This is a genomic window from Pseudorhodoferax sp. Leaf265 (genome assembly GCF_001422365.1).
In the GTDB taxonomy this organism is placed as follows: domain Bacteria; phylum Pseudomonadota; class Gammaproteobacteria; order Burkholderiales; family Burkholderiaceae_C; genus Pseudorhodoferax.
The window spans coordinates 48,141-61,980 of the sequence record NZ_LMMT01000004.1 but is presented as its reverse complement, the minus strand read 5'-3'; the positions used below and the strand labels follow the sequence as shown (position 1 = coordinate 61,980).

The window sequence follows — 13,840 nt, the reverse complement described above, 5'->3', positions numbered from 1 at the left end:
CACTTGCCGAAACCGGAGAACCGATGCCCGCATCCCCCGCGTCGTCCATGCCCCTGCGCACGAAACTTCTGCTGCTCGTTGGCGGCGTCGTGCTGCTGGGTTTTGCCGTCACCGTCACGGTGCTGACGCGCCAGGCCGGGGCCTTGCAGCGCAGCACCGCGCTGCACTATGCCGAGGAGCTGGCCGCGCGCAACGCCGCGCAGGTCGAGGCCGATCTCGACGAGGCCATGCTCGCCGCACGCACCGTGTCGCAGGCCCTGGGCGGCCTGCAGGCCGGGGGCCACGCCGACCGCGCGGCGGCCGATGCGCTGCTCAAGGGCGTGCTGGGCGGCAACCCGCGCTTCCTGGGCGTGTGGACGGCCTGGGAGCCCAATGCCTTCGACAACCGCGACGCCGAGTTCGCCGGCCAGCCGGGCCACGATGCCACGGGCCGCTACATCCCCTACTGGAACCGCGGCAGCGGCCAGTTGGCCGTGGAGCCGCTGGTGGACTACGACAAGCCCGGGCCGGGCGACTACTACCTGCTGGCGCGCAACGGCAAGGTCGAGACCCTCATCGAGCCCTACAAGTACACCGTGGCCGGTCGCGAGGTGCTGATCACGAGCACGGTGGCGCCCATCGTCGTGGACGGCCGTGTGCTGGGCGTGGCCGGTGTCGACATCGCGCTGGCGGAGCTGCAGCAGAAGGTCGGCGCGATCAGCATCTATGGCGACGGCTACGCGAGCCTGCTGTCCAATGGTGGTCTCTACGTGGGTGACCGCGATGCCGCCAACGTGGGCCAGCCCTCCACCGGCGCGCATGGCGATGCCCAGGCGGCCGTGCGCGAGGGCAAGCCGTTCGAGACCACGGCCTTCCACGAGCGGTTGCAAAGCCCCGCCACCCGCATCTACGTGCCGGTGCAGGTGGGCAGCGTGCGCACGCCCTGGTCTTTCGTCGCCACGGTGCCCGAGGACCGCATCCTGGCCGAGGTGCGCCGGCTCAACTGGACGGCGCTGGTGCTGGGTGGCATCTCGGTCATGCTGGTGTCGCTGGGTCTGGCGGTGGCGCTGCAGCGTCTGGTGTTGCGGCCGCTGGGTGGCGAGCCGGCCGAGGCCGCGGCGATCAGCGCGCGCGTGGCCGAAGGCGACCTGGGCCAGGCCGTGCACGTGCAGGGCCGCGACGAGCGCAGCCTGATGGCGCAACTCGCGCGCATGCAGGCCGATCTGGCCGGCGTGGTCGCGCGCGTGCGGCGTGGCGCCGAGGCTGTGGCCAATGCCAGCGCGGAGATCTCGCACGGCAACCAGGATCTGTCCAGCCGCACCGAGAGCCAGGCCAGTGCGCTGCAGCAGACGGCCACCTCGATGGAGCAGCTGGGTGCCGCCGTCACGCAGAACGCCACCCACGCGCGCGAGGCCGACCAGCTGGCCCGCAGCGCCAGCCAGATCGCGCAGCAGGGCGGTGCCACGGTCGAGCGCGTGGTGGCCACCATGCGCGACATCGACGCCGGCTCGCGCAAGATCGCCGACATCATCGGCGTGATCGACGGCATTGCGTTCCAGACCAACATCCTCGCGCTGAACGCTGCCGTGGAAGCCGCGCGCGCTGGCGAGCAGGGCCGCGGTTTCGCGGTCGTGGCCGGCGAGGTGCGCAACCTGGCCACGCGCTCGGCCCAGGCCGCGCGCGAGATCAAGGCGTTGATCGGCTCCAGCGTGCAGCGCGTGGAGGCCGGCACCGCCCTCGTCGACGAGGCCGGCAGGACGATGCAGGAGGTGGTGGCTGCCATCGGCCGCGTCTCGCGCCTGCTGGCCGATGTCAGCAGCGCGAGCGCCGAGCAGAGCGCCGGCGTGGCCCAGGTGGGCGAGGCCGTGGTGCAGATGGACCAGACCACGCAGCAGAACGCTGCGCTGGTCGAAGAGATGGCCGCCGCGGCCGGCAGCCTGCAGCAGCAGGCCGACGAACTGGTGCGCACCGTGGCCGTGTTCCGGCTCGGTGACGGGGCACCGCATTCCAACCAGAGACGACTGACATGACCTATCCCTTCCTGAACCGCCTGCGCGTGGTCGAAAGCTCCGCCTTCATCGCCGCGCCGCTGGCCGGCCTCACGCTCGCGCAGTTCGGCGCCGACGTGATCCGCGTGGACATTCCCGGCGGCGGCATCGACTACGCGCGGCTGCCGCGCATGCCGCACCCCGAGGGGCGCGGGCGCAGCATCTACTGGGCCGGGCTCAACAAGGGCAAGCGCTCGGTCGCCATCGACATCCGCAAGCCCGAAGGCCGCGAGCTCGTGCAGGCCCTGGCCACGGCGCCGGGCCCGGACGCGGGCGTGCTGCTGACCAACATCGGCACGCCCTGGCTCGCGCACGAGGTGCTCGCCCAGCGCCGCGCCGACGTGATCAGCTGCACCATCCAGGGCAATGCCGACGGCAGCACGGCGGTGGACTACACGGTCAACTGCGCCACGGGCTATCCGTACGCCACCGGCGGCGGTTCGCGCGCGCGGCCCGTCAACCACGTGATGCCGGCCTGGGACGTGGCCTGCGCCTACCAGGCCGCCTTCGCCATCGTGGCGGCCGTGAACCGGCGCCAGCGCGAGGGCCTGGGCGCGGAACTCAAGCTGGCGCTGTCCGACGTGGCGTTCGCCACGCTGTCCAACCTCGGTGTGCTGGCCGAGGCCGAGTTGCTGCACGCCGAGCGGCCCTCCATCGGCAATCACATCTATGGCGCCTTCGGCCGCGACTTCGCGACGGCCGATGGCGAACGCATCATGGTCGCGGCGATCTCGGCCGGGCAATGGCGCTCCCTCGTCAAGGCCTGCGGCATCGCCGAGGCCGTGGCCGCCACGCAGCAGCGCCTGGGGCTGGACTTCGACGACGAGGCCCAGCGCTACGAAGGCCGCGACGCGATCGCCGAACTGGTCGCGCCCTGGTTTTCTGCGCGCGGCACGGCGGAGGTCGAGCGCGAACTGCAGGCGAACAAGGTCTGCTGGGGCCGCTACAAGACCGTGGGCGAACTGCTGGCGAGCGACAGGCGTGTGAGCAGCGAGAACCCGGTGTTCGAGCGCGCCACCACGCCCGGCATGGGCGAGCACTTGGTGGCCGGCAGCGCCGTGCGTGCACCGGCCATGGAGCGCGCGCCGACGCGGCCCGCGCCCTACATCGGCAGCAACACCGACGAGGTGCTGGCCGAGGTGCTGGGGCTGGACGCGAGCGCCATCGGCCGGCTGCACGACAAGGGCGTGGTTGCCGGCGCGGCTGACTGAACTCAGGGTCCGCGCAGGCGCGCCGTGCTCAGCTCCAGAGCAGCACCGCGCAAATGGTGGCAACCACCAGGCCCGAGAGGACCGGAATCAGCAACGCGCGCACGGCATCGAGCACCGGCACCCGCGCAAAGCCGGCCACCGCGATCAAGGACGACCACGCGATCAGCGTGCCGCCGCCGGTCCAGACGGCTCCCATCTGGCCGACGGCAGCCAGCGTCTCGGCCTGCATGCCGGCGGCAGGCGCCAGTGCGCCGGACAGGGTGCCCGTCAGCGGCAGGCCCGCGAAGCCCGAGCCGTCGATGCCAGTGATCATGCCCACGAGAAGCACGCCGAACGCAACGAAGGCGTGGCTCTTGGGGATCAGGTGCTGCGCGCTCTGGATCAGCTCGAACAACAGGTGCGGCGGCTTCACGCCATCGGCCACGCCCAGGATGGCGCCCGAGGTCTCGCCCGCTCCGATGAAGAAGAAGCCCGCGATGGGCAGCACCGAGCCCATGGCCTTGAAGGCGAACACGAAGCCATCGGTGATGTGCTCGGCGCTGGTGTCCAGCATCCTGCGCGGGCCTTCGGCCGCCAGCGTGGCCAGCATCATGAGCATGGCCGCCATGCCGCCCACCAGCGTGGCGGCGGCCCCGCCCTTGAGGTCGGGCATGGAGGTCATGACCTTGGGCAGCACCATGGCGGTGATCACGGCCATGAAGGCCAGCGGCGTCACGACGGCGAACACCTTGGACCACATCACGCGGCCTGCGTCTGCGCCCAGCGCGGAACTGATCTGTGCGGCGCTCAGCAAAGGCGCGTCGCGGCTGGTACCGCGCGCGAGCTCTGCCTTGTCGAAGGTGCCGGCCGATTCGACGGCGGGCGTGTTGCTGGACGACTGGGCTTGCCAACGCGCGAGCAAGGCGTTGCTCGCCGGCACGATCTGGCCGCGCAGCGAGAAGTAGCCGATCAGCAGCGCCACGCTGCCCGTGATGAGCGACAGCACCAGCGCGCGGTCGGCCACCACCGAGGCCACGGCACCGGCGGCCTTGGCACTGATGCCGGGCGCCACGCCGATCACGTAGTCCGACGACAACGCCATGCCCTGCCCTGCGATGGCGATGGCCACGGCGCCGGCCAGCGGCGGCAGGCCGGCGGCGATGGCGGCCGGCAGCAGCACGGCCGAGACCAGCGGCACGGCCGGCGTGGGCCAGAAGAACAGCGAGATCGCGTAGGTGATGCCGGCCAGCACGAAGTAGGCCGTGTGGCCGTTCTTCATGACGGCGCGAAACGGCTCGACCATGCGGATGTCCGACTGCAGCGTCTTGAGTGCGTTGAGCAGCGCGGTCATGAGCGCGATCACCAGGAAGATGTTGAACAACTCCTTCGCGGCCACGAAGCTCGCGTTGAAGATGCTGCCGAGTGCCGAGATCGGGCTTCCCGTCCACGCCAGCGCCACGCAGAACGTGGCGACGATGGACGGGACGACCACATTGGCACGCAGGATCATCGTGAGAACGATGACGGCGACGCCGGCCAGGTACACCCAATGGGCGGCTTCTACGGGGGCAACAGGACTCATGGGCACTCCTTCAAATAGCACGCGGGGTATTGGAATACAGTATTCCAAGAGTGATGCATGACGCAAGTTGCGTACCTGGGGCGAACCCGTAGAACAGCCCTTGAATCCGGATGAACGGCTGCTGATGCGGTCGCCTGTCCTTGGATTGCATGGTTTTGGTGCGCTGCGTGCTCCAAAACGGGGTCTGGGCGAGGCGTTTCTCCTGCGTTGGCTGAGATTGCCAGTCCAAAAGCCTGGGTAACTCCCAGGTGTAGGAATACAGTATCCCAATTAATCTGCGAGCGGTTTCCCCAGGCTGGTGCCGTTCGCGCGCCCGTCTCGCCGTGCCGGCGGCGGATCGGGTATGCGAATTGCATACTGTATGTTTTCTTGCCATTCAACCGCTTTTCCAGGAGATCCCCGATGCCCCGCCCTCCGCTCCTTTCTCGCCGTCGTGTCCTGAGGGCTGTGCCCGCCTTGGCTGGTGCGGGTCTTGCCCTGCCTGGGTGGGCGCAGACTGCGGCACCGGTCAAGGTGCGCTATGAAGAAGTCGTGCGCTCGGTGCTGTACGTGCCCATGTACGTCGCGCTGAGCCAGGGCTTCTTCAAGGAGGCCGGCCTGGACGTCGGCATGAAGACCTCCCAGGGCACGGACAAGGACATGGCAGCGCTGTTGACCGGCAGCGCAGATGTCGTGCTGATCGGACCCGAGGCCTCGGTCTACGTGGCCAACAGCGAGTCACCGGTCAAGCCCCGGATCTTCGCGGGCCTGACGGCCACCGATGGCTTCCTGTTGATGTCGCGCAGCAAGATCGAGAAGTTCGACTGGAACCAGCTCAAGGGCAAGACCGTCATGGCGTTCAGGCCCGGGTCCAATCCCGACGTGTTCCTGGAGGCGGCTCTGCGCAAGAAAGGCCTGGACCCGAAGAAGGACCTGAAGCTGGTCAACAACATCGGGCCGGCCGCGCGCGCCGGTGCCTGGGCGGCCGGTCAGGCCGACTTCGCAATCTTTCTCGAACCCGAGGCGACCGCGCTCGAAAAGGCCGGCCAAGCCTATGCCGTGGCGTCCATCGGCCGCGAAGTCGGGCCGGTCGACTACACCGTGTTCACGGCGACCGACGCCTTCCTCAAGAAGAGCCCGGCCATCGCACAGACCTGGGCGAACGTGATCGTGCGCGCGCAAAGGCACGTCGCCGGCGCACCCGCGGCCGATCTGGCCCGGCAGATCGCCGAGTTCTTCCCCGGCATGGGCCAGGCCGAACTGGTGGCCGCCATCGAACGCTACCGCGGCATCGGGCTGTGGAAGACCAACCCGGTGGTCGAGAAGGCCGCCATGGATGCACTGCAGGACATGCTGGTGGCCAGCGGCGTGCTGGAGTCCGCCAAGCGCGTGCCGTACGAGCAGTTCGTCGTGACCGAGTTCGCCGCGAAGGCCAAGTGATGAGCGAAGTCCTCGAACGCCCCCGCGCCGGCACCGTGTCGGCCCCTGTGCTGAAACCCTCGCGCATCGAGGTGCGTGACGTGTCGCTGCGCTACTTCACCCACGCGGGCGAGACCCAGGCGCTGGAGCGCATCTCGCTGGATGTCGCAGCCGGTGAATTCGTGAGCCTGATCGGCCAGTCCGGCTGTGGCAAGAGCACGCTGCTGTCCATCATCGCGGGCATTCTGCCTGCGTCGTCGGGCACGGTGCACGTCGACGGCAAGCCCGTGACCGGCCCGTCGCCGCGCATCGGCTACATGCTGCAGCAGGACTACCTGTACGAGTGGCGCACCATCGTGGACAACGCCGTGCTCGGTGCCGAGATCCAGGGCCTGGACCTGCGCCAGGCGCGCGAGCGCGCTGCGCACCTGCTGCACAAGTGCGGCATGGGCGACTTCCTGCACCACTACCCGCGCCAGCTGTCGGGCGGCATGCGCCAGCGCGTGGCATTGGCGCGCACGCTGGTCACCAACCCGGACGTGGTGCTGCTGGACGAGCCGTTCTCCGCGCTCGACTCGCAGACCCGGCTGGCGATCGCCGACGAGGTCGTCGAGGTGCTGCGCAGCGAGGGCAAGTCCGTGGTGCTGGTCACGCACGACATCGGCGAGGCCATCGCCATGACCGACCGCGTGGTGGTGTTGTCGCGTCGGCCCGGCCGCATCAAGTCGCAGCACCTGATGCGCTTTGCCGGCCACGAAAGCAGCCGGCCCGGCCCGTTCGCGGTGCGCGGCCTGCCGGAGTTCAACCGTTACTTCAGGACCCTGTGGGATGAACTGGATGTCCATGTCGAAGGCTGATCCATCATGACAAGCACCACGCACAGCGGCATCGCGGCGCCGCTCGCCCCATCCGCCGCAAAGACCCCGTCCAGTGCCAAGCCCCCCAGTCCCGAGTACCGCGCGTGGCTGGCGCGCGAACAGCGGCGCCGGCACTGGATCGTGCTGGCCCGCGCCGCGCTGCTGCTGGCCAGCCTGGCGCTGTGGGAGTACCTGGCCCGCGCGCAGATCGTGAATCCCATGCTCACGAGCTACCCGAGCGCGCTGTGGCCCACCTTCCTCGACCTGCTGCGCAACGGCAACCTCGCCATGCACACCTGGACCACGCTGGCCGCCACGCTGGTCGGCTTCGGCCTGAGCATGCTCATCGGCACCGCCGTGGCGGCGGGTCTGTGGTGGTCGGGCTTTGCCTACAAGGTGCTCGACCCCTTCCTGGTCGTGGCCAATGCCATGCCCAAGATCGCCTTCGTGCCGATCTTTTACCTGTGGCTGGGATCGGACTACTCGGTCTACGGCATGGCGGTGGCCATCGCGGTGTTCGTCACCATCATGGTGGTCTACGACGGCTTCCAGTCCATCGACCCGAACAAGATCAAGCTGGCGCAGACGCTGGGCGCGAACCGCGCGCAGGTGTTGCGCCTGGTGGTGCTGCCCGGCAGCGTGCCCACCTTGATCGCGGCGCTGAAGATGAACATCGGCCTGGCCCTGGTGGGCGTGATCGTCGGCGAGTTCCAGTCGGCCAACGCGGGCCTGGGCTTTCTCATCGTGAACGGCAGCCAGATCTTCAAGCTCAACATCGTCATGACCGCCATCGTGGTGCTGGCCGTGCTGTCCGGGCTCATGTACCTGGCCATTGCGCGGCTCGAAGCCGTGGTGGCCAAACGCTACGGCTGAAGGAGCTGCAGATGGAATTTCCGCAATGGGTGGTCGACCGGGTGCTGGCCCGCCAGGGTTGCCTGCACCCCCACGAGCGCCTGCCGGCGCGCCGGACCGCGTTCGTCGTGGTCGACCTGCAGAACTACTTCACCCAGCCCGGCTACCAGGGCGAGAACGCGCCGGCCCGCGCCACCTTCGGCGCGGTGAACCGGCTGGCGCAGGCCGTCCGCGCTGCCGGTGGGCTGGTCGTCTGGATCCAGACCTGCGCCGATGGTGCCGACCAGTTCTGGTCGCACCACCACGCCAAGATGCTGACGCCCGAGCGCAGCGCGCGCCGGCTGGTGGAGCTCAGCCGCAGCCATGCGGGCTTCGAGCTGGCACCTGGCCTGCAGGCCGAAGCGCAGGACCCGCGGGTGGTCAAGCGGTGCTACAGCGCGCTGGCGCCCGGTTCGTCCGCGCTGGACGCCGTGCTCACGGCGCATGGCATCACGCACGTGCTGATCGGTGGCACGGTCACCAATGCCTGCTGCGAGTCCACCGCGCGCGACGCGATGATGATGGACTACGCCACCGTGATGGTGCCGGACACGCTGTCCGCCGTGACGCACGCGGAACACATCGCCTGTCTGAACAACTGGATGCTGTTCTTCGGCGATGTGCTGGAGAGCGACGAGGTGATCGAGCGGCTGCAGGCCTAGCCGCCGGCGCGGGCGCCTACCAACCCGCCGCGACGCCGTCCTTGCGGCGGTCCGATGCGCCGCACAGCAGGCCATCGGGCTGGCGCGTGATCCATTGGGCGCCGCCGAAGTCGGAGCGTCCGCCGAGCTCGCCCATGCCGGCCGGGTCTGCATAGCCTGCCGCGCGCAGGGCCTGTTCGACGGGTGGGGGCGTGCCGGCTTCGATGGCCAGCGCGCCTGCAGATTCCAGCCGCCACCGCGGCGCGTCCAGCGCGGCCTGCAGCGGCTCGCCCCAGGCCGCCAGCCGCAGCAGCAGTTGCAGCTGGCCCTGCGGCTGCATCGCGCCGCCGACGACGCCGAACACCGCGTGCAGGCGCCCCTCGCGCAGCGCAGCGCCCGGTACCACGGTGTGGTAAGGCCGCTTGCGCGGCGCGGGCCCGTTGATGTGGCCGGGTGCGGAGAAGCCGAAGCCCCGGTTCTGCAGCACGAAGCCGCAGCCCGGCGCCGCGATGCCGGAGCCGAACCGCTTGAACACGCTGGTCATCAGGGACACCCCCAGCCCGTCCCGGTCGACGATGGCCGTGCAGACCGTGTTGCCGGCCGGGTCGGCCACGGTCTGCTGCGCCCACTGCATGGCCTCGTCCATGGCCTGCACGGCACGCACCGTGGTGTGCGGGTCCTGCGGGCTCAAGTCCTGCCGGGCCAGCGTGTCCAATGCGCGCAGCACCGCCACACCATGGGTGTTGGGCGGGCATTCCAGCACCGTGAGGCCCTGGAACTGCGTGCTGGCGGGTGTGCGGAAATCGCCGGTGTGGGCCGCGAAGTCTTCCGCGGCCAGCACGCCGCCCAGTGCCTGGACCTGGGCCGCCGCCGCGCGGGCCGGCACTCCCAGGTAGAAGCTGTCGGGGCCTTCGGCAGCGATCGCTTGCAGCACGCCTGCAAGCGCGGGATTGGCGAAGCGCTCTCCGGCGCGCGGCGGCGCGTTGGCCCGGTACAGCGTGCTGCTGGCGGCGTCGCGCAGCAGCACCCTGGCGAACAGCGCCCATTCGCGCGCGCAGACCGGCGCCACGGCGAAGCCGTCGCGGGCGGCGGCGATGGCCGGCTGGAACAGCGCCGGCCAGGGCAGGCGTCCGAAGCGGTGGTGCATGTCGTGCCAGCCGCGCACCGCCCCCGGCACGGTGACCGTGTAGGGGTGGCGTTCGGGGATGCGTGCGCCGGGCAGGGCCGAGACCAGCGCCGCATCCAGGCCGGCGGGCGCCCGGCCGGTGCCGTTGTAGGAGACCGGCGTGCCGTCGGCCTGCACCACCATGGCCAGCATGTCGCCGCCGATGCCGGTGGCCATGGGCTCGACCACCCCCAGCACGGCATCGGCCGCGATGGCGGCGTCGACCGCGCTGCCGCCGGCACGCAGCATGCGCAGCGCCGCCTGGGAGGCCAGGGGGTGGCCAGTGGCCACCATGCATTCGGCGCCCGCTACGCCGGCTGCGGACGCCAGGGGAGCCATGTCCGCCATGGCTAGAACGTGCCCGGGTAGGAGCCGCCGTCCACCAGCAGGCTCTGCCCCGTCATGTAGCCCGCGTACTGCGAGGCGACGAAGGCGCACAGCGCGCCGATCTCGTCGGGCTCGCCGAAGCGGGCGGCGGGCGTGGCCGCCTCGCGTTCCCGCCAGATCGATGCGAACGGCCGGCCCGACTGCTCGGCCATCTTGCGCACGTGGTGGCGCTGCGCATCGGTCGCGAAGGCGCCGGGTAGCAGGTTGTTGATCGTCACGTTGTGGCGCACGGTCTGGCGCGACAGGCCGGAGACGAAGCCCACCAGCCCCGAGCGGGCGCCGTTGGACAGGCCCAGCTCGGCCTGCGGCGACTTCACGCTGCGCGCGACGATGTTGACGATGCGGCCGAAGCGGCGCGCGATCATGGGGTCCACCGTGCGGCGGATCATCTCGATCGGGCCGATCATCATCGCGTCCAGCGCCGCATGCCAGTCGGCCGGTGACCAGTCGCGGAAATCGCCGGGCGGGCGGCCGTCGGCGTTGTTGACCAGGATGTCCGGGTCGGGGCAGGCGGCCAGCGCGGCATCGCGGCCGGCCGCTGTGGTGATGTCGGCCACGACCCAGCGCACCGGTGCCGAGGTCGCGGCGCCGAGTTCGTCCGCGGCCTGGGCCAGGGTGGCTTCGGTGCGTGCGGCGATGCAGACCTGCGCGCCGGCACGTGCCAGGTGCAGCGCGCAGGCGCGGCCCATGCCCTTGCTACCGCCGAACACCAGGGCCGTGCGGCCAGCGATGCCGAGATCCATCATCGGGTGGGCTCCTGGAAGGTGAAGGCGTCGGCGTACACGTACTGCGGGTCGGCGCCGTGCGCGATGGCCGCGCTGCGCGCGTCGGCCACCATGTTCGGCGAACCGCACAGGTAGACCGCGTGCTCGGACAGATCGGGCTGGTCTTCCAGCAGGGCCTGGTGCACGTAGCCGGTGCGCCCGCTCCAGCCGGCGCCGGGGCGCGACAGCACCGGCACGTAGCGGAAGTCGTACAGGCGCTCGGCCCAGGCCGGGATGCGGTCGTGCAGGTACAGCCCGCCCTGGTCGCGCATGCCCCAGTACAGGCTCACGGGCGGGCAGTCCGCGTCGTCCATCAGCGCTTCCAGCATGGCCTTCAGCGGTGCCAGGCCGGTGCCGGTGGCCAGCATGGCGATCGGCCGCTCGTCCTCGCGGTGGTAGCGGAACTGGCCCAGCGGCACCTCTACGTCGAGCACGTCGCCGGGGCGCAGCGCGGCCAGCGCACGGTCGGTGAAGCGTCCGCCCGCGATGCGGCGCACATGGAAGTCCACCAGGCCGCTGCCGGGCTTGGAGGCCATCGAGAAGCTGCGGTGCCGGTCGTCGCCCAGCAGCACGTTCATGTACTGGCCCGCCTGGTAGACGAGCCGGGGCTCGTCCGGCAGGCTGAGCTGCAGGTGCATCACATCGTGCGCGAGCGCCGCCACGTCCTTCACCACGGCACGCGCGCGCGTGGGGGGCGAGCACCGCAGCGGCGGCGCCACGCTCAGCACCAGGTCGCTGCAGGGCCGTGCCTGGCAGGCGATGGCCTCGCCGCGCGCCACGTCCTCGTCGCCGAGGGCGAACGGCTGCTCCTCGTAGTGCACGCGGCCTTCGACCAGCTTCACGCGGCACGTGCCGCAGCCGCCGAAGCGGCAGTCATGCGGCAGGGCGACCTGCTGGCGCAGCGCGGCGTCCAGCACGGTCTCGCCGCTCGCCACGGCGAATGTCGTGTCGCCCTCCAGCCAGTGCACGCGGTGTTCCATGGCGCTCTCCGTGCGGCTTACTTCTTGATGTCGGCCGCGACCAGCACCTCGTGCTGGCCGGCCAGGTGCTCGGCCAGCGCCTGCAGCGCGGCCACGCCGCAGGCCGTGTCCTGCTCGCCGTTGCCACCGGACAGGCCGACGCCACCCACCACCTCGCCGTTCACCACGATGGGATAGCCGCCGACGAAGGCCGCGAAACGGCCCTCGAAGCTGAGCTGGATGCCGAAGGCCTCGTTGCCGGGCAGCGCCGGGCCGTTCGGGGGCGTGGTGAACAAATGCGTGGAGCGCTTGTGGCCGGCCGCCGTGAAAGCCTTGTTCCAGGCGATCTGCGGGCCGGTGATGCGGGCGCCGTCCATGCGCTCGAGCAGCAGCGGAAAGCCGCCGTCGTCGGCGATGCAGACGGTCTCGGCCACGCCGATCTCTCGCGCTTTCTTCAGTGCCGCATCGGCCATCAGGCGGGCTTCGGCGCGTTCGATCTTCAGGGATGGTTTCATGCTTCAGACGCCTCGGTAGATGGTCTTGATCTGGGTGAAGAACTCCAGCCCGGCCCGGCCCGACTCGCGGAACGTGGAGGTGCTGGACAGCTTGATGCCGCCGAACGGCGCGTTGACCAGGTTGCCGGTGGTCGTGCGGTTGATCTTCACGGTGCCGGCCTGGATCTGGTGCGCGAAGTCGTGCATCACGCGCGGGTTGCGCGTGGCGATGGCGGCGGACAGTCCGTAGCGCGTGTCGTTGGCCTTGGCGATGGCGTCGGCGTAGCCGTCGGCCTCCAGCACCGCGATCACGGGGCCGAAGATCTCCTCGCGCGCGATGCGCGCCTCGGGCGCCACCTCGTCGAACACGGCGGGCGACACGTAGTAGCCGTGCGCATAGGGCTCGGCCGTGAGCCGCTCGCCGCCGCACAGCAGCCGGGCCTCCTGCCGGCCGATGGCCAGGTAGGACAGCACGGTCTCCAGCTGCTTGGCCGTGGCCAGCGGGCCCAGGTCCATGCCGGGCGTGAGGCCGCTGCCGATCTTCAGCTGCGTCACGCGCTCGACCAGGCGACGCGTGAACTCGGACTTGACGGACTTCAGCACGATCACACGGCTGGTGCCCGTGCAGGCCTGGCCCGACAGCGAGAAGCCGCCCTTGACGGCCAGGTCCACGGCCTGGTCGAGGTCGGCATCGTCCATCACGATCAGCGGGTTCTTGCCGCCCAGCTCCATCTGCAGCCGCGTCGTCAGGTGCACGGTGCGGTGGATGGCCTCGCCCGCGGCGGTGGAGCCCGTGAACGAGATCGCCCGCACGGCCTCGGACGTGGTGATCACCGGCCCGACATCGCCGGCGCGTCCGGTGATGAAGTTCAGCACGCCCTTGGGCAGGCCGGCCTGCACCAGGGCTTCGGCCAGGCGCAGGCCCGACAGCGGTGCGTCCGACGAGGGCTTGAACACCACGGTGTTGCCCGTGATCAGCGCCGGCGCGATCTTGCGCGCCGGGATCGACACCGGGAAGTTCCATGGTGCGATCACCGTCACCACGCCCAGCGGCTCGCGCTGGCTGTAGACGGTCATCAGCGGGTCGTCCTGCGGGTAGGTCTCGCCACCCAGGGTCTGGCCCTCCACGGCGTAGAAGCGCAGCGTCTGCGCCGAGCGCATGAACTCGTCCCGGGCCAGCGCGACCGACTTGCCCTCTTCGCGCGTGAGCTCCTCGGCAAAGCGTGCGGCATGGGTTTCGAGGTAGCTGGCCGCGTCCTGCAGGATCTTGGCGCGCTTGCCGATCGGCGTGGCGCGCCAGGCCTCGAACGCGGCCGATGCCGCCGCGACGGCCGCCTCGGCATCGGCCGGGCCCGAGGCCTGGAAGCGGCCCACGGTCTCGCGCGTGTCGTGCGGGTTGAGGCTGTCGAAGGTGCGGCCCGCGCGGCTGCGGACCCATTCGCCCTGGATGTGGTTCAGGAACTCTTCGGGTGGGGCGGACATGGT

At 70.4% G+C, this 13,840-nt stretch carries 12 protein-coding genes; 6 read left to right on the top strand and 6 right to left on the bottom strand.

The window, feature by feature from the left end:
* Positions 1 to 23 precede the first annotated feature (23 nt).
* On the top strand, positions 24 to 2,009 hold the full coding sequence (locus ASF45_RS36900) for a methyl-accepting chemotaxis protein (protein ID WP_063887589.1): 1,986 nt from the start codon (positions 24 to 26) through the stop codon (positions 2,007 to 2,009).
* Entirely contained in the window at positions 2,006 to 3,238 is a 1,233-nt protein-coding gene (locus ASF45_RS06535) for a CoA transferase (protein WP_056658955.1), read from the top strand. The genes ASF45_RS36900 and ASF45_RS06535 overlap by 4 nt, the downstream gene beginning before the upstream one ends.
* Before the next feature lie 28 nt (positions 3,239 to 3,266).
* Here ASF45_RS06535 and ASF45_RS06530 read toward each other — a convergent pair whose 3' ends face one another.
* Complete coding sequence (locus tag ASF45_RS06530) at positions 3,267 to 4,799, bottom strand: hypothetical protein (protein WP_056658952.1); 1,533 nt, start codon at positions 4,797 to 4,799, stop codon at positions 3,267 to 3,269.
* A gap of 513 nt (positions 4,800 to 5,312) precedes the next feature.
* Here ASF45_RS06530 and ASF45_RS06525 point away from each other — a divergent pair.
* The 4 genes from ASF45_RS06525 to ASF45_RS06510 are packed head-to-tail and all read left to right on the top strand — an operon-like array spanning position 5,313 to position 8,607.
* Complete coding sequence (locus tag ASF45_RS06525) at positions 5,313 to 6,218, top strand: ABC transporter substrate-binding protein (RefSeq protein ID WP_235580838.1); 906 nt, start codon at positions 5,313 to 5,315, stop codon at positions 6,216 to 6,218.
* Positions 6,218 to 7,054 (top strand): ABC transporter ATP-binding protein, encoded by an 837-nt coding sequence (locus ASF45_RS06520; RefSeq protein ID WP_156472876.1) that lies wholly within the window; start codon positions 6,218 to 6,220, stop codon positions 7,052 to 7,054. Before ASF45_RS06525 ends, ASF45_RS06520 begins: the two co-directional genes overlap by 1 nt.
* Positions 7,055 to 7,084: 30 nt before the next feature.
* Complete coding sequence (locus ASF45_RS06515; protein ID WP_156472880.1) at positions 7,085 to 7,927, top strand: ABC transporter permease; 843 nt, start codon at positions 7,085 to 7,087, stop codon at positions 7,925 to 7,927.
* 11 nt (positions 7,928 to 7,938) lie between these two features.
* Entirely contained in the window at positions 7,939 to 8,607 is a 669-nt protein-coding gene (locus ASF45_RS06510; RefSeq protein ID WP_056658945.1) for a cysteine hydrolase family protein, read from the top strand.
* 16 nt (positions 8,608 to 8,623) lie between these two features.
* Here the strand turns inward: ASF45_RS06510 and ASF45_RS06505 are convergent, their stop codons facing one another.
* The 5 genes from ASF45_RS06505 to ASF45_RS06485 are packed head-to-tail and all read right to left on the bottom strand — an operon-like array spanning position 8,624 to position 13,837.
* Entirely contained in the window at positions 8,624 to 10,045 is a 1,422-nt protein-coding gene (locus tag ASF45_RS06505; RefSeq protein ID WP_235580837.1) for a gamma-glutamyltransferase family protein, read from the bottom strand.
* Between the two features lie 56 nt (positions 10,046 to 10,101).
* Positions 10,102 to 10,881, bottom strand: coding sequence for an SDR family oxidoreductase (locus tag ASF45_RS06500; RefSeq protein ID WP_056659242.1), 780 nt, complete (start codon positions 10,879 to 10,881; stop codon positions 10,102 to 10,104).
* Positions 10,881 to 11,882 (bottom strand): 2Fe-2S iron-sulfur cluster-binding protein, encoded by a 1,002-nt coding sequence (locus ASF45_RS06495; protein ID WP_056658939.1) that lies wholly within the window; start codon positions 11,880 to 11,882, stop codon positions 10,881 to 10,883. The genes ASF45_RS06500 and ASF45_RS06495 overlap by 1 nt, the downstream gene beginning before the upstream one ends.
* A 17-nt stretch (positions 11,883 to 11,899) precedes the next feature.
* Positions 11,900 to 12,376, bottom strand: coding sequence for a heme-binding protein (locus ASF45_RS06490; RefSeq protein WP_056658936.1), 477 nt, complete (start codon positions 12,374 to 12,376; stop codon positions 11,900 to 11,902).
* Positions 12,377 to 12,379: 3 nt separating this feature from the next.
* Positions 12,380 to 13,837 (bottom strand): aldehyde dehydrogenase family protein, encoded by a 1,458-nt coding sequence (locus ASF45_RS06485; protein WP_056658934.1) that lies wholly within the window; start codon positions 13,835 to 13,837, stop codon positions 12,380 to 12,382.
* Positions 13,838 to 13,840 lie beyond the last annotated feature (3 nt).